25 protein-coding genes are annotated in these 21,935 nt (G+C 57.0%); 11 read left to right on the top strand and 14 right to left on the bottom strand.

The window, feature by feature from the left end:
- Window positions 1–16 precede the first annotated feature (16 nt).
- The 9 genes from tgt to EH31_RS01200 form a co-directional block, all read right to left on the bottom strand.
- A complete protein-coding gene (gene tgt / locus EH31_RS01240) occupies window positions 17–1,141 on the bottom strand; it encodes a tRNA guanosine(34) transglycosylase Tgt (protein ID WP_034957608.1) in 1,125 nt (374 codons plus the stop codon).
- Window positions 1,142–1,148: 7 nt separating this feature from the next.
- A complete protein-coding gene (locus EH31_RS01235) occupies window positions 1,149–1,931 on the bottom strand; it encodes an ABC transporter permease (RefSeq protein ID WP_241765797.1) in 783 nt (260 codons plus the stop codon).
- Complete coding sequence (locus EH31_RS01230) at window positions 1,928–2,893, bottom strand: ABC transporter ATP-binding protein (RefSeq protein ID WP_034957607.1); 966 nt, start codon at window positions 2,891–2,893, stop codon at window positions 1,928–1,930. Before EH31_RS01230 ends, EH31_RS01235 begins: the two co-directional genes overlap by 4 nt.
- An 11-nt stretch (window positions 2,894–2,904) precedes the next feature.
- Window positions 2,905–3,942 (bottom strand): tRNA preQ1(34) S-adenosylmethionine ribosyltransferase-isomerase QueA, encoded by a 1,038-nt coding sequence (gene queA / locus EH31_RS01225; RefSeq protein WP_034957606.1) that lies wholly within the window; start codon window positions 3,940–3,942, stop codon window positions 2,905–2,907.
- Window positions 3,943–4,011: 69 nt separating this feature from the next.
- The gene (locus tag EH31_RS01220; protein WP_034958721.1) at window positions 4,012–4,695 is read right to left on the bottom strand and encodes a peptidylprolyl isomerase; all 684 of its coding nucleotides are present in this window, start codon (window positions 4,693–4,695) and stop codon (window positions 4,012–4,014) included.
- Window positions 4,696–4,812: 117 nt separating this feature from the next.
- A complete protein-coding gene (coaD, locus tag EH31_RS01215; RefSeq protein ID WP_034957605.1) occupies window positions 4,813–5,325 on the bottom strand; it encodes a pantetheine-phosphate adenylyltransferase in 513 nt (170 codons plus the stop codon).
- Window positions 5,322–5,759: a hypothetical protein gene (locus EH31_RS01210; protein ID WP_034957604.1), complete on the bottom strand. Its 438-nt coding sequence runs from the start codon at window positions 5,757–5,759 to the stop codon at window positions 5,322–5,324. Before EH31_RS01210 ends, coaD begins: the two co-directional genes overlap by 4 nt.
- Entirely contained in the window at window positions 5,759–6,673 is a 915-nt protein-coding gene (locus tag EH31_RS01205; protein ID WP_034957603.1) for a polyprenyl synthetase family protein, read from the bottom strand. Before EH31_RS01205 ends, EH31_RS01210 begins: the two co-directional genes overlap by 1 nt.
- Window positions 6,674–6,931: an exodeoxyribonuclease VII small subunit gene (locus EH31_RS01200; protein ID WP_034957602.1), complete on the bottom strand. Its 258-nt coding sequence runs from the start codon at window positions 6,929–6,931 to the stop codon at window positions 6,674–6,676.
- Window positions 6,932–7,034: 103 nt separating this feature from the next.
- Between EH31_RS01200 and EH31_RS01195 the strand changes: the two genes are divergently transcribed.
- The 5 genes from EH31_RS01195 (at window position 7,035) to EH31_RS01175 (ending at window position 12,047) form a co-directional block, all read left to right on the top strand.
- On the top strand, window positions 7,035–7,439 hold the full coding sequence (locus EH31_RS01195; protein WP_034958719.1) for a DUF2177 family protein: 405 nt from the start codon (window positions 7,035–7,037) through the stop codon (window positions 7,437–7,439).
- A gap of 68 nt (window positions 7,440–7,507) precedes the next feature.
- Entirely contained in the window at window positions 7,508–8,182 is a 675-nt protein-coding gene (locus EH31_RS01190; RefSeq protein ID WP_034957601.1) for a hypothetical protein, read from the top strand.
- A 15-nt stretch (window positions 8,183–8,197) separates the two neighbouring features.
- Window positions 8,198–10,453 (top strand): phosphoribosylformylglycinamidine synthase subunit PurL, encoded by a 2,256-nt coding sequence (gene purL, locus EH31_RS01185; RefSeq protein WP_034957600.1) that lies wholly within the window; start codon window positions 8,198–8,200, stop codon window positions 10,451–10,453.
- Between the two features lie 11 nt (window positions 10,454–10,464).
- Window positions 10,465–10,800 (top strand): DUF6122 family protein, encoded by a 336-nt coding sequence (locus EH31_RS01180; RefSeq protein ID WP_199796987.1) that lies wholly within the window; start codon window positions 10,465–10,467, stop codon window positions 10,798–10,800.
- Entirely contained in the window at window positions 10,797–12,047 is a 1,251-nt protein-coding gene (locus EH31_RS01175) for a TCR/Tet family MFS transporter (protein ID WP_051698840.1), read from the top strand. The genes EH31_RS01180 and EH31_RS01175 overlap by 4 nt, the downstream gene beginning before the upstream one ends.
- Here the strand turns inward: EH31_RS01175 and EH31_RS01170 are convergent.
- On the bottom strand, window positions 12,035–12,841 hold the full coding sequence (locus EH31_RS01170; RefSeq protein WP_034957599.1) for a Coq4 family protein: 807 nt from the start codon (window positions 12,839–12,841) through the stop codon (window positions 12,035–12,037). The two genes, EH31_RS01175 and EH31_RS01170, sit on opposite strands and share 13 nt — an antisense overlap.
- 111 nt (window positions 12,842–12,952) lie before the next feature.
- Between EH31_RS01170 and EH31_RS01165 the strand changes: the two genes are divergently transcribed.
- A complete protein-coding gene (locus EH31_RS01165) occupies window positions 12,953–13,639 on the top strand; it encodes a nitroreductase family protein (protein WP_034957598.1) in 687 nt (228 codons plus the stop codon).
- On the opposite strand, the gene EH31_RS01160 is transcribed toward EH31_RS01165, so the two are convergent.
- Window positions 13,636–14,463 (bottom strand): Coq4 family protein, encoded by an 828-nt coding sequence (locus tag EH31_RS01160; RefSeq protein WP_034957597.1) that lies wholly within the window; start codon window positions 14,461–14,463, stop codon window positions 13,636–13,638. The two genes, EH31_RS01165 and EH31_RS01160, sit on opposite strands and share 4 nt — an antisense overlap.
- A gap of 131 nt (window positions 14,464–14,594) precedes the next feature.
- Window positions 14,595–15,494: a phosphoserine phosphatase SerB gene (serB, locus tag EH31_RS01155; protein ID WP_034957595.1), complete on the bottom strand. Its 900-nt coding sequence runs from the start codon at window positions 15,492–15,494 to the stop codon at window positions 14,595–14,597.
- Here serB and miaA point away from each other — a divergent pair.
- The 5 genes from miaA (at window position 15,487) to EH31_RS16625 (ending at window position 20,724) form a co-directional block, all read left to right on the top strand.
- Window positions 15,487–16,425 (top strand): tRNA (adenosine(37)-N6)-dimethylallyltransferase MiaA, encoded by a 939-nt coding sequence (gene miaA / locus EH31_RS01150; RefSeq protein WP_034957594.1) that lies wholly within the window; start codon window positions 15,487–15,489, stop codon window positions 16,423–16,425. The two genes, serB and miaA, sit on opposite strands and share 8 nt — an antisense overlap.
- A gap of 301 nt (window positions 16,426–16,726) precedes the next feature.
- Window positions 16,727–18,487, top strand: coding sequence for a biosynthetic-type acetolactate synthase large subunit (ilvB, locus tag EH31_RS01145; RefSeq protein ID WP_152553470.1), 1,761 nt, complete (start codon window positions 16,727–16,729; stop codon window positions 18,485–18,487).
- Window positions 18,488–18,511: 24 nt separating this feature from the next.
- On the top strand, window positions 18,512–19,027 hold the full coding sequence (gene ilvN, locus EH31_RS01140) for an acetolactate synthase small subunit (RefSeq protein WP_034957592.1): 516 nt from the start codon (window positions 18,512–18,514) through the stop codon (window positions 19,025–19,027).
- Between the two features lie 62 nt (window positions 19,028–19,089).
- On the top strand, window positions 19,090–20,109 hold the full coding sequence (ilvC, locus tag EH31_RS01135; RefSeq protein ID WP_034957590.1) for a ketol-acid reductoisomerase: 1,020 nt from the start codon (window positions 19,090–19,092) through the stop codon (window positions 20,107–20,109).
- Window positions 20,110–20,127: 18 nt separating this feature from the next.
- Window positions 20,128–20,724 (top strand): DUF4329 domain-containing protein, encoded by a 597-nt coding sequence (locus tag EH31_RS16625; protein ID WP_051698838.1) that lies wholly within the window; start codon window positions 20,128–20,130, stop codon window positions 20,722–20,724.
- Window positions 20,725–20,805: 81 nt separating this feature from the next.
- Here the strand turns inward: EH31_RS16625 and EH31_RS17475 are convergent, their stop codons facing one another.
- Together EH31_RS17475 and EH31_RS01120 are read right to left on the bottom strand one after the other, a co-directional pair.
- Window positions 20,806–21,207, bottom strand: a complete 402-nt coding sequence (locus EH31_RS17475; RefSeq protein ID WP_152553422.1) for a hypothetical protein — start codon at window positions 21,205–21,207, stop codon at window positions 20,806–20,808.
- A 110-nt stretch (window positions 21,208–21,317) separates the two neighbouring features.
- A complete protein-coding gene (locus tag EH31_RS01120; RefSeq protein ID WP_152553421.1) occupies window positions 21,318–21,800 on the bottom strand; it encodes a YHS domain-containing (seleno)protein in 483 nt (160 codons plus the stop codon).
- Window positions 21,801–21,935 lie beyond the last annotated feature (135 nt).

Below are 21,935 nucleotides of genomic sequence, written 5' to 3'. Positions count from 1 at the left end.
AGAGCTTTGTCAAAGCTCACTTGCTCAGGTAATTGTGCCTAAACTCAGCCGCGAATGCAGTAAAAGTGCCTTGCGCGATGGCATCACGCATTTTCTGCATCAAAGCCTGATAGAAGGCGAGATTATGCTCGGTAAGAAGCATTGCGCCCAGGATCTCGTGGCTCTTGTGCAAGTGATGCAGGTACGCCTTTGAGTAATCGCGCGAGGCGGAACAATCGGACGCCGGGTCTAGCGGTTCTTGATCTTCGGCAAACTTTGCATTGCGCAAATTAATCGGCCCATTCCAGGTGAAGGCCTGCCCATTGCGACCTGATCGTGTCGGAAGGACGCAATCGAACATATCGATCCCGCGTTCCACCGCGCCGACCAGATCGTCGGGTTTGCCAACGCCCATCAGATAACGCGGCCTATCCTTGGGTAGCATTTCGGGGGCGTAATCGAGCACTCCGAACATCGCCTCTTGCCCCTCACCCACGGCAAGGCCCCCTACCGCATAACCGTCAAAGCCGATATCGATGAGCTTTTGCGCGCTGACACGGCGAAGGTCTTCGTCCAATGCGCCCTGCTGAATGCCGAACAGGGCTGAGCGCGAAGCGTGTCCCTCGCCGCTGTCAAAGCCATCACGGCTGCGCTTGGCCCAGCGCATGGAAAGCTCCATAGAAGCGGCGATCTCGTCACGCGGACGGTCTGCGCGCGGGCATTCGTCGAAACACATGACAATGTCGGAGCCAAGCAGGCGCTGTATTTCCATCGAACGCTCTGGCGTCAGCATATGTTTGGAGCCATCGATATGGCTGCGAAATTCGACGCCTTTCTCGGTCAATTTGCGAAGGTCGGAGAGGCTCATCACCTGATAACCGCCGCTGTCGGTGAGGATCGGGCGATCCCATTTCATGAAATTGTGAAGCCCGCCAAGGCGCGCCACCCGCTCTGCCCCAGGGCGCAGCATCAGGTGATAGGTATTTCCAAGGATGATGTCGGCGCCGATTTCCCGCACGCTTTCGGGCTTCATCGCCTTGACTGTCGCAGCCGTGCCGACAGGCATAAATGCAGGCGTACGGATTTCGCCGCGCTGCATCGTGATTTTGCCAGTGCGCGCACGGCCATCTGTAGCGTGAAGATCGAAGGAAAAACGGGTCATGTGCGAATTATTCTCTCAACCGCCAACCGGTCTTGAAGATGAAAGCGATGACGCCAACACACAGCGCCAAAAAGCCGAATGTCATGCCAAGCGATGTCCAAATCGACACATCAGACGTTCCATAAAACGTCCAGCGAAGGCCGCTGACCAAAAAGGCGATCGGGTTGGCATAGGCGATGGTGGACCAGACACCAGGGAGGTCATCAATCGAATAGAAAGTCCCGCCCAGGAACGTCAGCGGCGTCAGGAACAGAAGCGGGATAATCCCAAGTTTTTCAAAGCTGTCCGCCCAAAGCCCCAAGATAAATCCAAACAGAGAGAAGCTCGCCGCAACCAGCATGATGTAGCCTATGGCTGCAAGCGGGTGCCTAATCTCATAATCGACAAAGAAGGTTGCTGTTCCAAGGATAATCGCCGCCAGGATAAGGCCCTTGGTCGCGGCCGCTCCGACAAAGCCAACCAGCGTTTCGCCCACCCCAACGGGCGCGGACAAAAGCTCGTAAATCGTGCCGGTGAAGCGCGGCATATAGATGCCGAAAGAGGAATTGCTCGTCGTCTCACCCAGCAAGGTCAGCATCAGCAGGCCCGGTATGATGAATGCCCCGTAAGAGACACCGTCAACAGGCTCCATCCGCGCGCCAATAACGGTTCCGAACACAATGAAATAAAGCGATGTGGTCAGCACTGGCGATAAGATGGACTGAAACGCGGTGCGCATCGCGCGCATCAGTTCACGCTTGTAGATTGACCATGCGCTGCGCACGTTGAAGACGCTTGAGAGGGCCATCATGCGGGCTCCTCTTCGCGGGCAGAAACCAGATCGACGAAAATATCCTCAAGCGAGGAATCGTGAATGTCGATCCCGGTGTAGTCAATACCGTCTGCAATCAATGCCTTAGTCAGCCTTGCGACCTCAGCATTGCCGCCTTGCGTCTCTTCGGCCCCGCCACCGCGATAGATGAGCGATCGCCCGCCCTCGCCCAGCGTCAGTGCAAATTCTGCAAGGCTTGCCGGAACAGCGTCCAACGGCTCAGCCAGTGTGAGCACAGCTTCGGTGCTGCCCATATGCTGCATGATCGACGCTTTATCATCGACCATCAGGATGCGGCCCTTACGAATGATGCCGACCCGGTCCGCCATCAATTCTGCCTCTTCGATATAGTGGGTCGTCAGAATGATCGTCGCGCCCCTGTCACGAAGGGCACCGATCTGTTCCCACATCCCTTTGCGCAGTTCGACATCGACCCCTGCGGTCGGTTCATCAAGGAACAAAAGGTCGGGTTCATGTGCGAGCGCCTTTGCGATCAACACCCGGCGCTTCATCCCGCCGGAAAGCTCACGGATCTGGCTGTCTTTCTTCTCCCAAAGGCTGAGCGAGCGCAGGATTTCCTCGATCCGCGCCTTGTCGGGTGCAAGGCCGAACAGACCGCGTGAATAGGAAACCGCGCGCCAAACCGTCTCGAACATATCGGTCGAAAGCTCTTGCGGGACCAAACCGATGCGAGCCCTTGCGGAACGCCAATCGCTGGCAAGGTCACTGCCAAAGGCGGTGATGGTGCCCGAGGTTGGCCGAACCAAACCGCACACAGCCCCGATCAAAGTCGTCTTGCCTGCACCATTCGGTCCCAGAAGCGCGAAAATCTCTCCTTCGCGAATATCGAGGTCGACATTGTCGAGCGCTTTCACGCCGCCGCCTTTTGGGCCGGAATAGACCTTGCTGAGGCCGCTAATGGAAAGGATAGGATCGGACATAGTGACACCCGCTAGGGCAGGAGCAGCGATGAGTCACCATAGGAATAAAAGCGGTAATCGTTTTGGATCGCATGGGTGTACGCGTCCATCATCCGCTCACGCCCCATCAGCGCGCTGACCAGCATCATCAAAGTGGACTTGGGAAGGTGGAAATTCGTCATCAACCCGTCGACCACGCGAAAGCGATAGCCGGGCGTGATGAAGATGTCAGTGTCGTCGGCAAACTCTCGCAGTTTCCCGTCTTCTCCCGCCGCGCTTTCAAGGGTGCGCAGGGAGGTGGTGCCAACCGCAATAACCCGCCCGCCCGCCTCGCGCGCTTCGTTCAGGCGCTGGGCTGTTGCAGCGGAAATACGGCCAAATTCCGAGTGCATCTGGTGGTCGTCCGTGTCATCCGCCTTTACCGGAAGAAAGGTCCCAGCCCCCACATGCAATGTCAGCGTTTCGCGCCCGATACCGCGTGCATCCAGCGCTTCGACAAGGCGCTGTGTAAAATGCAGGCTGGCCGTGGGGGCGGCCACTGCGCCATCTTCGGCGGCAAACATGGTTTGGTAGTCGGACAAATCCTGCTCATCCACGCCGCGCCTTAATGCTATGTAAGGTGGGAGCGGCATTGTCCCTGCCCGGTCCAGCAGGACTTCAACCGGCTCATCCCCTTCGAAAAAGAGCGTGATCGAACCGTCCTTGAAGCGGTCTTGCGCAATGGCGGTAACGCCTCCGCCAAAGATCAATTGATCGCCTTCTTTCACGCGTTTGGCATTGCGGACAAAGGCTTGCCAACGGCGCAGGTCCAATCGCTTGTGCAATGTCGCACCAATACGGGCCTCACCGCCCACGCGGCGACCTTCCAATTGCGCAGGCAAAACGCGCGTGTCGTTGAAGACCAGAACGTCGCCGGGCCGCAGCATTTTCGGCAGGTCCAGAACGCCAGCGTCCACGAAAGGTGCATCTTGCCCGCGAACAACCAGCATGCGCGCCGCATCGCGCGGGCGAACCGGCCTTAAGGCGATACGGTCCTGGGGAAGCTCAAAATTGAAAAGGTCTACACGCATGCGCAGCGCATTAGTGCGTCCATGCGATTGCGAAAACCCATTTCTGCGTAGGCCTTCCGGCCTACACTTCTATTGCGAGCCCAGTGGAGCGTTCAAAAGGTCAGCGGTAAGCTCTTGCTCAATTGCCGGAGCGGAAGCCGGAGCAGGTACCGGCTTGTTATCAACGGCAAGCGAAGCTTGAACGATACGGGTCGGGTCCGCTGGTGGCTCACCTTTGTTGATCGCATCGACGGCGGCCATATTTTCGATGACGCGGCCAAAATTGGTGTAGCGTTTGTCGAGGCTGAAGCGCGGGTAGAACACGATGAAGAACTGGCTGTTCGCGCTGTTTTCTTCGGTAGCACGGGCCATCGCGACCGAGCCGCGAACGTGCGGCATCGGATTAAATTCTTCGTTGAGATCAGGAAGCTCCGAGCCGCCCTGCCCTGTGCCGGTAGGGTCGCCGCCCTGAGCCATAAAGCCGTCGATCACACGGTGAAAAATCACACCATCGTAAAAACCCTGACGCGTCAGTGTCTTGATGCGCTCCACATGGGCCGGTGCCCACTCTTCCATCAGGCGGATTTTCACCCGTTCACCGTTGGAAAGATCAAGCACCCAGACGTTTTCAGGCTTCTCGGTCTGATCAAAGCTGACAGGAGGATATGTGCGTGTGTCCTGTGGAGCAGGCGCCTCTTCGTCCTGCGCAAAAGCGGTGCCCGAAAACGCGAGCAGACTTAGAGCCGTCAAAGAGGTGGTGAGCGATTTGATCATGGATTTTGCTTTGGTCCGTAAAAATTTGTTACGTGCCATCTAACGGCGCATCCCTGACACTTCAATGAATGAGTGTGGTTTGCTGCACAGATGCGCACCCGGGCCTGTTACCCGCGCTCAGTAATCGCCTTTGCGCCCTGTTTCGGCAACGCGGGTGTTGACCTCGCCTTTGACCTCGGCGCTGACAAACGGAGTAATATCGCCGCCATACAGGGCGATCTCTTTGACCAGTTTCGAGGCAATCGGCTGGAGCGAGACATCCGCCATAAGGAAGATGGTCTCGATTTCCTCATCCAGTTGCTGGTTCATGCCGGCCATCTGATACTCATATTCAAAGTCCGCAACAGCGCGCAGGCCGCGGATGATGACATTGGCACCCATCTTGTTCGCAAACTTCACAAGAAGCGCGTTGAAACCCACCACTTTCACATTGGTAAGACCAAGTGCCTTCACCTCGCGCTCAACCATCGCAAAGCGCTCTTCGGTAGAGAACATCGGGTTTTTGGAAGGGTTTGTGGTGACCCCGATGATCAGTTCGTCCACGAGTTTAGCGCCTCGCCGAATAATATCGGTGTGGCCCAAAGTGATCGGATCAAAGGTGCCGGGGTAAATCCCGATGCGCTTGCTCATGGATTAACCTCCACCCATTTGATTGTGCCAGTTTCGCCGTCTTCATCACGTTCAAAAGCAACGCGTTCCACCCAGCCATTGTCACGAGTTGCGACATAGGTTTGCTCGACATCCAGCTCAAAGCCAACGGACAACAACTCAGCTTCAACCGCATCCAGACATTCCAAATCAGCCTGATAAGAACGGTGAACTTCATGTCCATTGTCACCCCGTTTCCCGCCATATTCCAATACCTGCGCATCAAGGCAGGTTTGAGCATCGAAGCGATCAACCAGAATATTGATATACACTTTCATCTGCGAAGCGGCGACTTCAGTGGGCGGTGTCAATTCGAAGGGCTCTTCGGAAACACGTTCACCATCAACCTCTGCCGGTTCTGATGAGCAAGCATTTAACGCAAGACAAAGGCTTACAAGGATCACAGTTGATCGCATTACCTGTCCCGCTCCACGATAAAGCGTGCCAATGCCCGCAAAGTGTCTGCCTCGGACCCGTGCGAGCTCAAGTGACCAATGGCCTGATCGACCAGCATTCGTGCCTGATCGCGGGCTTGATCTGCGCCCATCAGGGTGACGAATGTCTGTTTGCCCTGGCCTTCGTCTTTACGAAGAGCCTTGCCGGCCAACTGCGCATCACCTTCAACATCGAGAAGGTCGTCGGCAATCTGGAATGCAAGGCCGATGTCGCGGGAATAGGCGCGCAGGTGGGCACGGCCCTCAACCGGAACTTTGCCAAGCACTGCGCCCATTTCGACCGCGCACGACAAAAGCGCGCCTGTCTTCAATTGCTGTAGCCGCGTGATCGCCTGAAGGTCGTAAGTCACGCCCTCTTCATCGGCGACCATATCCATCATCTGGCCGCCTGCCATGCCGTTCATGCCGCTGGCGGTGCCAAGAGTTGCGATAAGCTCGCTGCGCACAAAGGGATCGGAGCTGGTGCCGTGATCGGCCAGGATTTCAAAGGCCAATGCGTGGAGCGCGTCACCTGCAAGAACGGCTGTTGCCTCATCATAAACATGGTGCAACGTCGCCTTGCCATGGCGAAGATCGTCATCGTCCATGCAGGGCAGATCATCATGGATCAGCGAATAGCAATGGATTGCCTCCACCGCAGCCCCTGCACGCAAGGCCGAGGTGCGATCGACGCCAAACAGTTCCGCCGTGGTGACCAACAACAAGGGCCGCACCCGTTTACCGCCACCAATCGCCGCGTATCGCATCGCTTCGACAAGGCGTGCGCGCGTGTCAGATGGCACTGGCAGAAACGCATCAAAGACCGAATCGATTTCGGCCTGAACCCGTTTGAGACCGTCTTTGAGCAGGTCACCGTCCATACCGACCACGCTCATCTATTGGCCTCCATCAAGCGGCACGGTTCCGCTTGGGCTCCCATCGCTGCCGGCCACGATCTTTTCGATCCTCGCCTGTGCGCTATCGAGCCTTTTCTGGCACGCCTCGCGCAGCTTTTCGCCGTGCTCGTAAAGCGCGATCGACTTATCAAGCGCCACATCGCCGCGTTCCAATTGTGTCACGATCTCTTCAAGCGCGGTCAGCGCCTGTTCAAAGCTCATATCGCCGATTTCTGGCGTTTGCGTTCCCTCATCCATGGCTTTGAGCATTGACGCTGCGCGCTCGCCCGGTCAAGGCCCCACTGGTCAAGGATCTGCACAAGCCCGAAACCAGAAGCCAAAAACCCGAAAGGATCAGCTTATGACCAGATATGTGATCGCATTTTTGAGCGCTGCCGTCATTTTTGGCGCGATGGATGCCATCTGGCTGAATTGGGCTGGCCCTAATCTTTATGAGCCCAACATTGGCGAAATCATGGCCGATAGCTTCAATGTGGCACCAGCAGGAGTTTTCTACGTCGCCTATCTTCTGGGGATGATATGGTTTGCAATCCGCCCCGGTCTTGAAAGCGGCGATGTGCGCAGAAGCCTTCTGAACGGCGTCCTTTTGGGCGCGCTTTGTTACGCGACCTTCGATTTGACCAGCCAGGCGGTGTTCAAAGTATGGGCGACCAAAGTCACGGTTTTCGATATCTTCTGGGGAGCGTTTGCAACAGGCACGACCAGCACCCTTGCATGCTGGATCGCATTACGCTTCACCCGCTAGCGCTGCGAGCTAAGGCAAGCTAGTTAGCCGGGGCTAATACAAGAACAACAATCTGCGGGGGCGCATTCATGTTTATAGGTCATTTCGCACCAGCATTCGTAGCAGCGGCGAGTTATTCGCGCGGGCCAAAGCTTGCGACGTATTTCGTCGCCGCGCAATTGGTTGATTGGGCGTTTTTCGCTCTTGCCATGATCGGTGTTGAAAAGATGCGGATTGATCCAAACGCCACCGTGATGGTGCCGTTTGACCTGCATTATATGCCTTACACACACAGCGTCGTTGGCACTGGCGTTTGGGCGCTTGCGTTTGGCCTTGTCATTGCGATTTGGCACAAAGACACCCTTGCAGGCCTTCTTACCGCATGCGTTGTCGGCTCTCACTGGGTTCTGGATTGGGTCACACACCGTCCCGATCTGACTTTTGCAGGCGGCGAAGAACTCTATGGCCTTGGCCTTTGGAATTTCCCTGAAATTGCCATGCCATTGGAGATCGGGATCACTTTGGCCGCTTTCCTTTTCTATATAAAACGATCGCGCGGGCCGATTGTGCAACCCCTCGTGCTGCTGCTTGTCTTGTTCGCGATGCAGGCGATCAACTGGTTTGCCCCTCACCCGACAGAGGCGAGCCTGTTTCTCTATATCCAATCGCTCTTTGCCTTTGGCGTTTTGACACTTCTGGCCATGTGGGTGGGGAAGAATCGCTATTTTACGCAAGCTGGCGGCTTGGCGGCGGCGAGCGTGTAGCTTATGGGGTCGCTCATGAGCGAAATTACCCCTGAAGTTATCGAACAACACGGCCTTTCACCCGAGGAATACGAGCGCGTGCTGGCAGGTCTAGGCCGCGAGCCCAACTTGGTTGAGCTTGGCATTTTCTCGGTCATGTGGTCCGAGCATTGCTCCTACAAAAGCTCGCGCCTGCACCTGAAGAAATTGCCGACCGAGGCGGATTGGGTGATTTGCGGCCCCGGCGAAAACGCTGGCGTCATCGACATTGGCGATGGGCCTGATGGACAGAAAATGGCCGCAATCTTCAAGATGGAGAGCCACAACCACCCCTCTTACATCGAACCCTATCAGGGTGCGGCGACCGGCGTTGGCGGTATCTTGCGCGACGTCTTCACCATGGGCGCTCGGCCTGTGGCGAATATGAACGCGCTGCGTTTTGGCCGTCCCGACCACCCCAAGATGAAGCACTTGGTGCAAGGCGTGGTCGCTGGCATTGGCGGTTATGGCAATTGCGTGGGCGTCCCCACCATCGGCGGGGAGACAAATTTCCACCCGGCCTATGATGGCAATATCCTCGTCAACGCCATGACTGTTGGCATCGCCGATGCGGATAAGATTTTCTATTCAGCGGCGACCGGCGTTGGAAACCCGATTGTCTATGTTGGTTCCAAAACCGGCCGCGACGGTATCCACGGCGCAACCATGGCGTCTGCCGACTTTGAGGAAGATGCAGAAGCCAAGCGCCCCACAGTGCAGGTTGGCGATCCCTTCACTGAAAAACTGCTGATCGAGGCTTGCCTTGAGCTGATGGCAACAGACGCGATTGTCGCTATTCAGGATATGGGCGCGGCGGGCCTCACGTCTTCCAGCGTCGAAATGGCGACCAATGGCAAGGCGGGCATTCGTCTCGACATGAACAAGGTCCCCTGCCGCGAAGAGGGCATGACGCCTTACGAAATGATGCTGTCAGAGAGCCAGGAGCGGATGCTCATGGTCCTCAAACCCGGCAAAGAAGAGATGGCAGCGGCGATCTTTGAAAAGTGGGAATTGGATTTCGCGGTTATCGGAGAAGTCACCGATACGCGGCACATGGTTCTCGAATTCGATGGCGAGGTGGTGTGCGACATTCCGCTTGGGCCGCTCGCAGCAGATGCGCCGGAATACGACCGGCCTTACGTCTCGAAAGAGGAATACGCAGCATGGGCTGGCATCGCGCCGATGAAGGATGTGCCGGACACGGACAATCCGGGCGCTGATCTTTTGAAAATGCTCGCCTCCCCCAACCTCGCCTCGCGCGGCTGGATTACCGAGCAGTATGACAGCCAGGTCATGGCCGACACGCTGCAAACGGGCGGCGATGCGAGCGTTGTGCGTGTGCACGGCACCAACAAAGCGCTTGCGATGAGCACAGATTGCACCCCGCGCTACGTCTATGCCGACCCATACGAAGGCGGCAAACAGGCCATTGCCGAAGCATACCGCAACATCTGCGCAGTGGGCGCGCGGCCATTGGCTGTGACCAATTGTCTCAACTTTGCAAACCCGCAGCGGCCCGAGATTATGAGCCAGTTTGTCCACGCATTGGAAGGCATGGGCGACGCCTGCCGCGCGCTCGATTTCCCGATCGTGTCGGGCAACGTCAGCCTCTATAATGAGAGCAAGGCAACCGGCGGCGGCTCGGCGATCCTCCCTACACCCGCAATTGGCGGTGTGGGAATTCTCGAAGACGCCTCGAAAATGGTGACGCCAGCCTTCAAGGCAGAGGCCGATGCGATCTACCTGATTGCGCCGGAGTTTTGGGCAAAGCCTGATCCCACCCGTTCGCACCTTGGCAAATCGCTTTGGCTTGATGTGGTGAAGGGCCGCGATGAAGGCCGCGCGCCGCCTGTGAACCTCGCCGCTGAGTTTGGTGCGGGGCAAATTGTACGCAAGCTGATTGATGCAAGGCTGCTTAGCGCCGTTCATGATCTTTCCGATGGCGGCCTCGCGGTTGCTTTGGCCGAAATGGCCATGTCGGGCGGGATCGGCGCAGAAGTATCCGCAAGCGATGCTTACACCGCTGCACAATGGTGGTTTGGCGAAGATCAGGCGCGCTATGTCGTGACAGTCTCCCCTGCGAAAGCCGACGCCTTCAACGCCATGGTTGCGCAAGGCCCCGACATCGAAGAGGCCGAAATGGTCGGCTTCACCCGGATCGGGACCGTGGGCGGTGACAGCCTGCTTGGCGTCTCGCTCGAAGAGATGCGCAGCGCTCATAAGAGCTTCTTCGCCGACTGGATGGGGTCGTAAAAGGGACCGGGGTGGAGTTGCTCCAACCGATCCTGCACTACGGTGGCCATTTCATAGCGCCTTTTCTGATTGCCTGGGCTTTATCGCGCGGCGAATGGAAGCGGTTTGGTGCGGTCATGGTGGCGGCAAACATGATCGACATTGACCACCTTTGGGCAATACCGATCTTTGATCCGGGGCGCTGTTCCATCGGGTTTCACACCTTCCACGGATGGGAGGCGGCGCTTTGCTATTGCGCCCTACTCTTCGTCCCTCGCTGGTGGGCGCGGGCGTTTGGCGCTGGCGCTTTGTGGCATCTTATTGTTGACGCAGGCGATTGTATCGCGATGACTACGTTGACCTTATGAGCGAGACCTCAGCACCCTTGGCGAAAGCCACCCCAGCCACTCTCTTCATCGTCGCGCTGATCGTCTTCATCGATATGCTTGGGATTGGCCTTATCATTCCGGTCCTGCCTGGCCTCCTAGAACAGGTCACGGGACTTGGCCTTGATGAAACGGCGAAGATCGGCGGGTGGCTGCTGTTTGCCTATGCGATGATGCAGTTTGTGTTTGCGCCGATCATAGGCGGGCTCTCGGACCGATTTGGCCGTCGGCCGGTACTGCTCGCCACGCTCTTTATGCTTGGCATTGATTACGCGATTATGGCGTGGGCTCCGACGCTGTTCTGGCTGTTTATTGGACGCATCCTTTCAGGAATCATGGGAGCAAGCTGGGCTGCGTCCAATTCCTGCATTGCCGATGTTGCCGGACCAGAGACGCGGGGCAAATATTTTGGGATCATGGGAGCAGCAGGCGCAGCCGGATTTGTCATTGGTCCAGGGCTTGGCGGGCTGCTGGGTACGGTCGATGTGCGCTTTCCCTTTGTCGCTGCGTCAGTCCTTGCGATAACCGGCGCGATTGCGGGCTTTTGGCTTCTCAAAGAAACGCTTCCCAAGGATCGCCGCCGCGCGTTCAGCATAAAACGTGCAAACCCTCTGGGTACTCTCATTCAGATGCGGCAGGGGCCACTTGTTGTGGGATTTCTTGCAGTGATCTTCTTCTCGCAATTGGGCGCGCAATCGCACCAGACGGTTTGGGCCTATCATACCGAATTGCTGTTTGACTGGAACGCGCTCCAGATCGGGCTCAGTGTAGCCCTTTTCGGCGTCATGCTTGTCGTCGTTCAGGGCGGCGTCACTGGCAAAGTGATTGAACGCATTGGTCCTGCGCGCACGATCCTGTTGGGTTTTGCCTTGTCCCTGCCCGCAAACCTCTTTTTCGCCTTCGCACCGGCTGGCTATTTCATGATTATCGGCATTGTCATCGGGGCCATTGGCGGGATGACGTTCCCAGCGATGCAGCAAATGATGAGCGCGAAAATCTCAGAGGACGCGCAAGGCGAATTGCAAGGGGCCATCGCCAGCACGATGAGTATCACCGCGATCATCGGCCCATTGATAATGACCAATGCCTTCAGCACCTTTGCCGATGCCGAGGGACTGTTTTTCCCAGGGGCGCCTTACTTCATCGCATTCCTGTGCGGTGCGACGGCCATGGCAATCGCCTTATGGAACATCAAGCGCAGCGGTGGCTGGAAAGTTCAGGCCGCCTGAGCTTGTGCGCTTTCATCTGTTGTCAGGCCAAGCTCTTCTCTTGAGAACCCTTCTCTGTGCAGGATATCGAGGCACTCGCGATAAATCACCGGCTTGCCAATGCCGAGCCGATTGCGCGCTTCGCCAATGTCTTCGCGCATCAATGCCGCGACGTCCTGATGGGCAAGCTTTGCAGCGGCTTTGCCCAGACGCTGACCTTCTCGCACGGCGCTGTAAAGCGGGGCTTTGGTCCCGGTTACTTTCTTGATCTGCCGCGCGGCGGCATAGGCGATGAAGAAAATGCCATTATTGTGGTTTTGCGAATAGCTAAAGCCAAGCAATGACGCCTCACCCAGCGCATCGCGGCCATAGCCGGTGAGGACATGGAAAAGGTCATGGGTGTCACGCAGACGGTCGAAATACCACTGCGTCTGATCTTGGGGGAGCGCCTCGGGCGGTGCCCATTTGTGGCTTTCGTCGACCAGACCTTGCGCGCTTAACCCTTCGCGCTTCATGAAAGCGATGTAGTTTTTGGCGACGCTGTTCTCTGGCAAATCAGCCCAATTTTCGTGGGCATCAAGCATCGCGGGAATACTCACGCCTTCGCGAAGGAAGCGTTGCCCGTCCTTCGATTGGATGAAATCCCAAGCCTGGCGGTGGGCTTTCTTGCCTTTGGTGGCCTCGATGATGTGAAAGACCTGTTCTGTGTCTTCCTTGTCTTCGACCAATTTGCCGAAATGGTGGAGCACTTTGAGCGGGTGAAAGCCTGACACAACGCGCTCTGGCGAAACCAAGGGTAGATCCAACACAGCCATTTTGCTCCTCCTGAGGGCGTGAAACTTACAACTGTGTCAATTAAAAGTCCACTAGGGTCAGGACCCATTAGCCCCTAGCCTTCGCACGCGAAACTTACGATAGAGAGCCCTATGCGTGACCATGAAACCGTACCCTATTCGCTTGAAAAACTGTCCGATGAGGAAAGCATTGCGCGCGCGCGTTCGCTGCGTGACCGTTTGAAAGAGCGGCGCACTTGCCGGTATTTCTCGGATGAAGCTGTGCCGCGCGAGGCAATCGAGGCCGCGATTGAGGCGGCGGGCACTGCGCCCAACGGGGCCAATCACCAACCTTGGCATTTCGCGGTCGTCTCATCGCCTGATAAAAAGCGCGCGATCCGCGAGGCTGCTGAGGCGGAAGAGCGCCGGTTTTATGGCGAAGATGGCGATGATCCCAAAGCGAGCGATGAATGGCTTGGGGCGCTCAAAGACCTTGGGACGGATGCGGATAAGCCCTTTTTGGAGACAGCCCCCTACCTCATCGTCGTCTTTGCTCAGCGCAAAGGCGGGATTGAAGAAGACGGAAACACGCAAAACTACTACGTCAATGAAAGCGTTGGGATTGCTTGCGGCATGCTGATCGCGTGCCTGCACGAAGCAGGCCTCGCCACCCTCACCCACACGCCCTCACCCATGGGTTTCCTGCGCGATGCGTGCGGGCGGCCAGATTGGGAAAAGCCGCTTATGATTGTCGTGGTGGGCCGGCCAGCGGAAGATGCCAGCGTACCCACCCATGCTCTCAACAAAAAGCCGTTAAGCCAGATCACCAGCTGGCTTTAAGCTGAGGCGAGCTCTTTAGGCGTATTTTCGCTTGCAAGCAGATTGTAGGGGTCGATGCCCTCCTCTGCCCAAATGCGGTGGCATTCGCGGTATTGCGTTGGTTCAGGGATATTGAGCGCTTTGCGCACCTCATCCACCGGTTGCTTCAACAGCTCACGGATCGGCTGTTCGATCATCGGCGGCGCGCCGCGGCCGGTTGCCTTGGCTTCGCGAACAGCACCCATGACAGGCGCCTTCGACCCCCAAACCATCTTCTTGATGTTGGCAGCGCCCGCATAACCGATCAGCAAGTGGCCTTGCGTTGGCGATTGGCCATGCGTGAACAGCAACACGCACTGCTCACCCAGCGCGTCGCGGCCATAACCGGTGAGGACGTGGAAGAGATCATGTGTATCGCGCGAACGATCGCCGAACCATTGAACAAGATCGTCATATTTGGGACGGCCCAGACGGTCACTTTCGGCAACGAGGCCAGCAGCCGTCAGCCCTTCGGTTTCCATGAAATCGCAATAGGCGTGCCCCAAGCTGCCCTTTGGCGTTTTGCGAAGCGCGGCGTGATCGTCGAGGATTTCGGGCAGGCTTGGTTCTGTCCGGCGCAGAAACTCACCGCGCTCAGACAACGCCAGATCTCTCACACGCGGCATGAAGTTTTTGGAGGGAAGCGATTCGTAAATCTTGAAGACCAGGCTGGTGTCTTCCTTATCCTTCATCAGCAGGCGGAAGTTCTTGACCGCGCGCGGCATGGAATAGCGCGGCTCAGGACGCTCCGGGTGACGAAGGACGGTTCCATCGGCTGCGAATGATTGAGAATATGGCGTGGTCATAATGGGCTGCTCTTCGCGAAAGATTGGGTGAAAGGTCGCTGTAAAGTGTGTTACTTACATTGGTGTTAATAGCGATATAGGTTCCCTTTTGCAACCCTAATTTCCGCAACTCTCCGCATTCACTTCACGGTTTAACCTGTCACCCACTCTTCTTCGGGAATGCCAAGCAGCGAAAGAATCGCAGTCAGATCACCTTGATCAACCCGGCAATTTGCGTTCTCACGCGCCTTGGGCTTGGCTCGGTATGCAAATCCGTAATGCGCCGCCTCAAGCATGGGAATGTCGTTCGCTCCATCTCCCGATGCCAGCAAATGTGCATCATCGCCCAGCCTTGCCGCTTCCTCGCGCAAGGTTGTCAGCTTCGTGCTCGCATCGGAAATCGGCCCGTCAAGAAGCCCGGTTAGCTTGCCATCTGCCACGCCAAGACGATTGCCAACCACCCGGTCAAAGCCGAGCCAATCCGCCACCTGGTCCGCAAAATGGTGGAAACCCCCGGTCACGAGCACAGTGCGCGCTCCATGCGCTTTGAGTGTCTGCGTCAGGGTCTTTGCCCCCGGCGTCGGCGTGATCCGCTCAGCCAAACACTGATCTATTGCGCTTTCGCCTAAGTCTTTCAGCAGCCCTACCCGTTCAAGCAGAGCAGTTTCAAAGTCGAGCTCACCTTGCATCGCGCGTTCGGTAATGTCTGAAATCCTTGCTTTCAGCCCCGCGAAATCGGCAAGTTCATCAATGCATTCCTGCTCAATCATGGTCGAATCCATGTCGGAGATGAACAAACGGGGAAGTTGGACTTCTTGGCTTGCGACCAGACGATCATACTGCGGGAAATGCGTGTCCAGGATGTTCGAAACCAGCTGCGCCTCTTTCGTCTTGAAGTGCATTTCGAGAACATTCGGGACAGTACGAAGCGGCGCAGCGGCAATCGGCCGCAAGTCCGCGCTGACTTTCGAAGTGGGCGCAAGTGCGCGCATCATCTCGTCAAGACGTGTTTCCCAATCCAGATTGTCTGCTATCAGACGCGCGATGAGCACGAATAATTCTCCTTCAGTTGCCGCATCCACACGGCCGGTCTGGCTCATTGCAGGGCCAACCGCGAGCGGCAAGAGCGCATCTGCGCTTCAATTGGCAAAAGCGCTTTCTGACAAAGATCAGACAGGCGTGATTATCAACGCAGACAGCATGCAGGTCTATGCCGATATCCCGATATTGTCCGCTGCGCCCGATGCAGACGAACGCGCACAATGCGAACACCGGCTTTATGGTGCATGGGACGGGGCGAAAGCCTGTTCCGCAGCCGATTGGGCGGCGTGCGCCAAAGCTGAGATCGAAGAAGCGCATGATGCTGGCAAAGTCCCGATCCTTGTGGGCGGCACGGGGATGTATCTCAAAATCCTGATCGAAGGGATTGCCCCCATCCCCGAGATCGACCCTGAAGTGCGCGAGCAAGTGCGCAGCCTGGAAACCGCCGATGCCTATGCCGCCTTACAGATCGAAGACCCGCTTCGTGCCGACGTGCTGGAACCGGGCGACAGCCAGCGGATCGCGCGCGCATTAGAGGTTAAGCGCTCCACAGGGGTCACCTTGGCCGATTGGCAGCAGGCCAAATCCGGCGGGATCGGGGAAGAAGTCACCTTGCACCCGCTTGTCCTTATGCCCGAACGTCAATGGGTTTATGACGCTTGTGATGCGCGCTTTGCGAAAATGATGGACGATGGCGCGGTCGCAGAGGTTGAAGCGCTGCTCGCCCGCGACCTTTCCCCTGACCTGCCTGTAATGCGGGCTATTGGCGTTCCTGAAATCGCGGCGCTTTTTAGGGGCGAGAAAACCCGCGAGGAAGTTATTGCGGCTGGCGGTCAATCCACAAGGCAATATGCAAAGCGCCAATTCACCTGGCTTCGCAACCAATGCCCGCCCGAATGGCCGCGCATCAAGCCTGAGGATGTTTCAACGGTATTGCCCTAAATGGAATAAAATTGCGCAATTTATGCTTGACTTATTAGATTCTAATCGATAGCGCCGTCAAACAACGGCTGAGCAATAGCTTGGCTCTCAATCTTTAAGCCGCTATAACCTGCGCCATTCACGGGCTTGGTTCTTTGATACGGTTCGCAAGCGGTGTGAATGGAAACAATTGTATAGGGTCCAAACGGTCATGTTGCGTGTCATTCTTATTGAGAAAACGGGCTGATCGGGATCTATCATAGATGACCTGACCGGCCCGATGCGATCATGCACCGGGCCTTTTTTATATGTGGGAGTAGTAATCGTGGGACAGCGCTCAGGAGCGGCCCTTTTGATGGAATGCCTTGTCGAACAGGGGGTCGAGTATGTCTTCGGCTATCCCGGCGGTGCGGTGCTCCCCATTTACGACGAGCTTTTTGGCGATGAACGCATTCGCCACATCCTCGTGCGGCACGAAGCAGGCGCGGCGCACGCAGCAGAAGGATACGCACGCGCCACCGGCAAGCCGGGCGTTGTGCTGGTCACATCTGGCCCCGGCGCGACCAATGCGGTGACCGGCATTGCCGATGCGTGGATGGATTCGATCCCCATGGTTGTGATTACCGGGCAGGTTCCCTCTGGCCTGATTGGCACTGACGCCTTTCAAGAAGCGGACACCGTTGGCATCACCCGCCACTGCACCAAGCACAATTATCTGGTAAAAGACCCAGCGGAACTGGTCGCGACACTTGAAGAAGCCTTTCGCATTGCAACCACGGGTCGCCCCGGCCCGGTTGTGGTCGATATCCCCAAAGACGTGCAGATCGCCGTGCCTTCTGAAAGCCGCGATCATGTCGCGCATCATGGCTCGCACCGATACAATCCACAAACGGTCGCACCAGCTGACCAGATTGCCGAGGCGATTGAGATGATCGCCGGGGCAAAGGCGCCGATTTTCTACACCGGGGGCGGAGTGATCAACTCAGGGCCACGGGCAACAGAGCTGCTGCGCCAGTTTCAAGACATGACCGGCGCGCCCACAACATCGACATTGATGGGTCTGGGGTGCTTTCCCAACACGCACCCTGATTGGCTCGGTATGCTGGGAATGCACGGCACTTACGAAGCCAATCTGGCGATGAACAAGGCCGATGTGATGGTGTGTATCGGCGCGCGGTTTGATGACCGTGTGACGGGCCGTCTCGATGCCTTTTCACCCGACTCCAAGAAAATCCACATCGATATCGACCGCAGCTCGATCAACAAAACCGTGCCAGTGGACCTTGGCATTGTTGGCGATTGCGCGACCGTTCTGGAGCAATTGATCGAGGCATGGGGGACCCGCAAGCCACAGGATCTTGGCGAGTGGAAAGCACGCATCGCCGGTTGGCGCGCGCGTGAATGTCTCGCCTATCCAGAAGTCTCGAAGGCCGATGCGAAGGCGATCATGCCGCAAAAGGCAATCGAGCGGCTCTATGCCCTCACCCACGAACGCTCCCCCATCATCACCACCGAAGTGGGCCAGCACCAGATGTGGGCAGCGCAATATTTCGGGTTTGATAAGCCCAACAAATGGCTGACCTCTGGCGGGCTTGGCACTATGGGCTACGGCCTTCCTGCGGCGATTGGCGCGCAATTGGGGAACCCCGATGCGCTAGTCATTGATGTCGCAGGCGAAGCCAGCATTCAGATGAATATTCAAGAGCTTGGCACAGCCTCGCAATACCGCCTCCCGGTCAAGATTTTCATCCTCAACAACGAATATATGGGCATGGTCCGCCAGTGGCAGGAGCTGACCTATGAAAGCCGCTATTCCAACTCCTATTCCGACAGCCTGCCCGACTTTGTGGCTTTGGGTGAGGCATACGGATGGAAAGGCATTCGCATCACCGAAAGGGAAGATTTGGACGCCGGCATTCAGGCGATGCTTGACTATGATGGTCCGGTGATTGTCGATTGCTGCGTTGCAAAGGATGCCAATTGCTTGCCCATGATCCCATCAGGCGCCGCTCACACCGACATGCTGCTTTACGGCGATACGCACGAGGGCACGATGGATGATGAAGCCAAGGCTTTGGTCTAAGGGCACTGGTTAAGGGCACGCAAAATGAAAATCAAAAACGCACAAAGCGAGCGACACGTTCTCACCGTCACCGTCGACAATGAGCCGGGTATTCTGGCCAAGATCACCGGCCTGTTCACCGCGCGCGGGTACAATATCGACAGCCTGACCGTGGCCGATATCTCCGATGACCACGCGGTCAGCCGGATCACAATTGCAACCAACGGGCCCCCTCAGGTGATCGACCAGATCGAGGCGCAATTGGAACGGCTTGTGCCGGTTCACAAGGTCACCGACCTTACAGCTGCCGGCCCCCATGTAGAGCGCGAATTGGCGCTTGTGAAAGTGGCTGGCACTGGTGACAAACGGGTCGAGGCCCTGCGTATTGCAGATGTCTTTCGCGCCAAGGTCGTCGACACCACCACCGAAAGCTTCGTCTTTGAACTCACCGGTGCGCCTGACAAGATCGACAGCTTTATCGCCTTGATGCGCGGTATCGGTCTTCAATCGGTCGGCCGCTCAGGCGTCGTTGGCATGATGCGCGGGCTTGGCGACACTTGAGCCACGCGCGCTTTATTACCTCTTTTCTTGACCATTTATTCGAATAACCAAAGGGAACACCCATGAAAGTCTATTACGACGCAGATGCCGATCTTGGCCTCGTCAAATCCAAAAAGATTGCCGTGCTAGGCTATGGCTCACAAGGCCACGCGCACGCGCAAAACCTGCGTGATAGCGGCGTTGGCGAGGTTGCGATTGCCCTTCGCGACGGCTCAGCGACTGCCAAAAAGGCGCAAGATGCTGGCTTCAAGGTTCTTTCCAACAAGAAAGCAGCCGAATGGGCCGACATCCTCATGATCCTGGCACCTGACGAGCATCAAGCCGCGATCTATGCCGATGACATTCATGGGCGGATGAAGCCGGGCAGCGCGCTTGCCTTTGCGCACGGCCTCAACATCCACTTTGGCCTGATCGAAGCGCAAGATGACATCGACGTCATCATGATCGCGCCCAAAGGCCCCGGCCACACTGTACGCAGCGAATACCAGCGCGGCGGCGGCGTGCCTTGCCTTATCGCTATCCATCAGGATGCGAGCGGTTCGGCCAAAGACGTGGCGCTTGCCTATGCTTCTGGCGTTGGCGGCGGGCGCAGCGGCATTATCGAAACAAACTTCCGCGAAGAGTGCGAAACTGACCTGTTTGGTGAGCAAGCCGTTCTGTGCGGCGGGATCACCCACCTCATTCAAGCCGGTTTCGAGACGCTGACCGAAGCAGGCTACGCGCCTGAAATGGCCTATTTCGAGTGCCTCCACGAAACCAAGCTGATCGTCGACCTTCTGTATGAAGGCGGCATTGCCAATATGCGTTATTCGATCTCGAACACGGCGGAATATGGCGACATCACCACCGGTCCGCGCATCATCACCGAAGAAACCAAAAAGGAAATGAAGCGCGTCCTTGATGACATCCAATCGGGCCGCTTTGTGAAAGACTTCGTGCTCGACAACCGCGCTGGCCAGCCAGAGCTGAAAGCTGCTCGCAAGCGTGCCGAAGCGCATCCGATTGAAAAAACCGGCGCAGAGCTTCGTGCAATGATGCCGTGGATCAGCGCTAACAAGCTGGTCGACAAAGCGAAAAACTAACTTCAAGGGTGGTGGGCGATGACCCAGTCCACCACCCGCCTTATTTATGGTCTGTGCGCCCTTGCCTTTGTGGTGATTATTGCGCGCGCTTACATGAATGTAAAAGGCACCGACGCGCTTCAGCCAACGCTCCCTCAGTCACAGGTGCAAGCCTTTGCAAAAGAGCAGTTGGACGCTCTGCAAACCCGCAGTTTTGCCGAGAATATCGAGCTTTGCGGGATCATTTTCGAAACGAGCGAAGGTGAACTTGGCGCATCGCGCAAGATTGGCGGGGACGAAAGCACCTGCGACCTGTCCTATTTTGATGAGCCCGGCATGGTCCCGGTTGCCAGTTTTCACACCCATGGCCGCTTTAGCCGCGATTACGACACCGAAGTGCCGTCTCTCACCGATATCCAAAGCGATATAGAAAGCGGGTTTGATGGGTATGTTTCAACACCAGGCGGGCGGCTTTGGCATATTGACCACGAGGCGCAGGTCGCAAACCTTGTGTGCGGCCCCAATTGCATGATCCAGGATGCGCGATACGAACCTTGCGAGGACGATGTCATCCCGGACCGGTTTACAATATCGCAATTGGCCGACAGGTTTAGCGGCCCTTCTCCCAGCTGTTAGGCACCTTTGTAACAGGTGAAAGAGTGTGGCCGGAAGAAGCTAGGAGGAGTGTCCTCCCGACCACACTCACGCATGCGCCCGTCAGGCAGCAGGCGCACACCCTGAGGCGGCGCAACCAGAGGCAGCGCAGGCCGAAGCTTCACAAGCAGAGGCGGCGCAGGCAGACGCAGCACACGCCGATGCGGCGCACGCTGATGCTGCACACGCCGATGCGGCGCACGCAGACGCAGCACACGCCGATCCAGCACAGGCCGACGCAGCGCACGCAGCAGCAGCGCAAGCCGCCTTGCGATCAGCCTTCGCCTGACGGCGTGCTTCGCGATTTGCACGGCGCTCTGAATAGCCACCGTTTGACGCTGAACTGCTGTTTGAAAATCCGCTTGGGCCGCAAGGCACATCAGCCATTGCTGGAGCGCCTGCCGTTGCCGCAGCAAGGCCGCCTGCAACCATCAACATTTTTGCAAAACTTGTCTTAGTAGTCATGGGGTATTCCTCTCAAATAAACACGTCGTAGGATTGTGGACGGCTGCTCCTGCACAGGGGAGGCAGGAAGGGTAAGCACGCAGCCGCCACACAAGGGGGTATCACTTGGATCAGTCGCCGAACTTCTTGCCCTCGGGCACCTTCGCCCAGGCTGGGTCAGACTTGGAAATGAAGCCGTCGATATCGCCAAGCCATGTGGTTTGAACATCGCGGTTGAAGTTCAGATAGAGCTTGCCACCGTGAATTTTGTAGAGCGTGGGGTCGCCCGGTGCGAGGGAGCCACGGCTCATCGCCCATGCGCAGTGTCCGCCATATTGCGGGGCATAAGCGTCGGGGTTCGCTTTGAACGTGTCTGCGTTGGCCTGGCTTGAAAAATGGAAGACCGCGCCTTCGTGCTTAACTTTGAAATTTGCGCTGCCAAGGACGGGTTTGCCGTTACCTTGGAAATAGCTGACCGTGTCATATCCGCTGACGGCGACATTGCCGCCTTCTACTCCAACAAACACGCCGCCATCGGCCATTGCGGGGGCGCTCACTGCGACAGGGGCGGTGAGCATAGCGGCAGCAGCGGCCACCAAATACCTGAGTTTCATGTGTAATCTCCTTTTATTCCGCTTCTTAGGGGAGAAGCGTTGTGCGGCGACTGCAAGAGCTGTTCGGGCAAGGGTGCTAGGGGGGAACGCCGGTATTTGGGGGGACCCGGCGAGAACCTGATTAGCGCCTTGCAG

It is taken from the genome of Erythrobacter longus, from assembly GCF_000715015.1.
In the GTDB taxonomy this organism is placed as follows: domain Bacteria; phylum Pseudomonadota; class Alphaproteobacteria; order Sphingomonadales; family Sphingomonadaceae; genus Erythrobacter; species Erythrobacter longus.
This window is presented reverse-complemented; position numbering and strand designations above follow the sequence as displayed.

Bases quoted from the DNA above. Each gene is read 5' to 3' on its own strand.
- EH31_RS01160 (WP_034957597.1), bottom strand. From the start codon at position 14,463: ATGACCACGCCATATTCTCAATCATTCGCAGCCGATGGAACCGTCCTT.
- EH31_RS01235 (WP_241765797.1), bottom strand. From the start codon at position 1,931: ATGATGGCCCTCTCAAGCGTCTTCAACGTGCGCAGCGCATGGTCAATC.
- EH31_RS01120 (WP_152553421.1), bottom strand. From the start codon at position 21,800: ATGAAACTCAGGTATTTGGTGGCCGCTGCTGCCGCTATGCTCACCGCC.
- EH31_RS01230 (WP_034957607.1), bottom strand. From the start codon at position 2,893: ATGTCCGATCCTATCCTTTCCATTAGCGGCCTCAGCAAGGTCTATTCC.
- coaD (WP_034957605.1), bottom strand. From the start codon at position 5,325: ATGAGCAAGCGCATCGGGATTTACCCCGGCACCTTTGATCCGATCACT.
- tgt (WP_034957608.1), bottom strand. From the start codon at position 1,141: ATGACCCGTTTTTCCTTCGATCTTCACGCTACAGATGGCCGTGCGCGC.
- EH31_RS01175 (WP_051698840.1), top strand. From the start codon at position 10,797: ATGAGCGAGACCTCAGCACCCTTGGCGAAAGCCACCCCAGCCACTCTC.
- miaA (WP_034957594.1), top strand. From the start codon at position 15,487: ATGAGCACGAATAATTCTCCTTCAGTTGCCGCATCCACACGGCCGGTC.
- EH31_RS01210 (WP_034957604.1), bottom strand. From the start codon at position 5,759: ATGCGATCAACTGTGATCCTTGTAAGCCTTTGTCTTGCGTTAAATGCT.
- EH31_RS01165 (WP_034957598.1), top strand. From the start codon at position 12,953: ATGCGTGACCATGAAACCGTACCCTATTCGCTTGAAAAACTGTCCGAT.
- EH31_RS01205 (WP_034957603.1), bottom strand. From the start codon at position 6,673: ATGAGCGTGGTCGGTATGGACGGTGACCTGCTCAAAGACGGTCTCAAA.
- EH31_RS17475 (WP_152553422.1), bottom strand. From the start codon at position 21,207: ATGACTACTAAGACAAGTTTTGCAAAAATGTTGATGGTTGCAGGCGGC.
- purL (WP_034957600.1), top strand. From the start codon at position 8,198: ATGAGCGAAATTACCCCTGAAGTTATCGAACAACACGGCCTTTCACCC.
- EH31_RS01220 (WP_034958721.1), bottom strand. From the start codon at position 4,695: ATGATCAAATCGCTCACCACCTCTTTGACGGCTCTAAGTCTGCTCGCG.
- EH31_RS16625 (WP_051698838.1), top strand. From the start codon at position 20,128: ATGACCCAGTCCACCACCCGCCTTATTTATGGTCTGTGCGCCCTTGCC.
- EH31_RS01170 (WP_034957599.1), bottom strand. From the start codon at position 12,841: ATGGCTGTGTTGGATCTACCCTTGGTTTCGCCAGAGCGCGTTGTGTCA.
- EH31_RS01195 (WP_034958719.1), top strand. From the start codon at position 7,035: ATGACCAGATATGTGATCGCATTTTTGAGCGCTGCCGTCATTTTTGGC.
- EH31_RS01190 (WP_034957601.1), top strand. From the start codon at position 7,508: ATGTTTATAGGTCATTTCGCACCAGCATTCGTAGCAGCGGCGAGTTAT.
- ilvN (WP_034957592.1), top strand. From the start codon at position 18,512: ATGAAAATCAAAAACGCACAAAGCGAGCGACACGTTCTCACCGTCACC.
- ilvC (WP_034957590.1), top strand. From the start codon at position 19,090: ATGAAAGTCTATTACGACGCAGATGCCGATCTTGGCCTCGTCAAATCC.
- queA (WP_034957606.1), bottom strand. From the start codon at position 3,942: ATGCGTGTAGACCTTTTCAATTTTGAGCTTCCCCAGGACCGTATCGCC.
- EH31_RS01200 (WP_034957602.1), bottom strand. From the start codon at position 6,931: ATGGATGAGGGAACGCAAACGCCAGAAATCGGCGATATGAGCTTTGAA.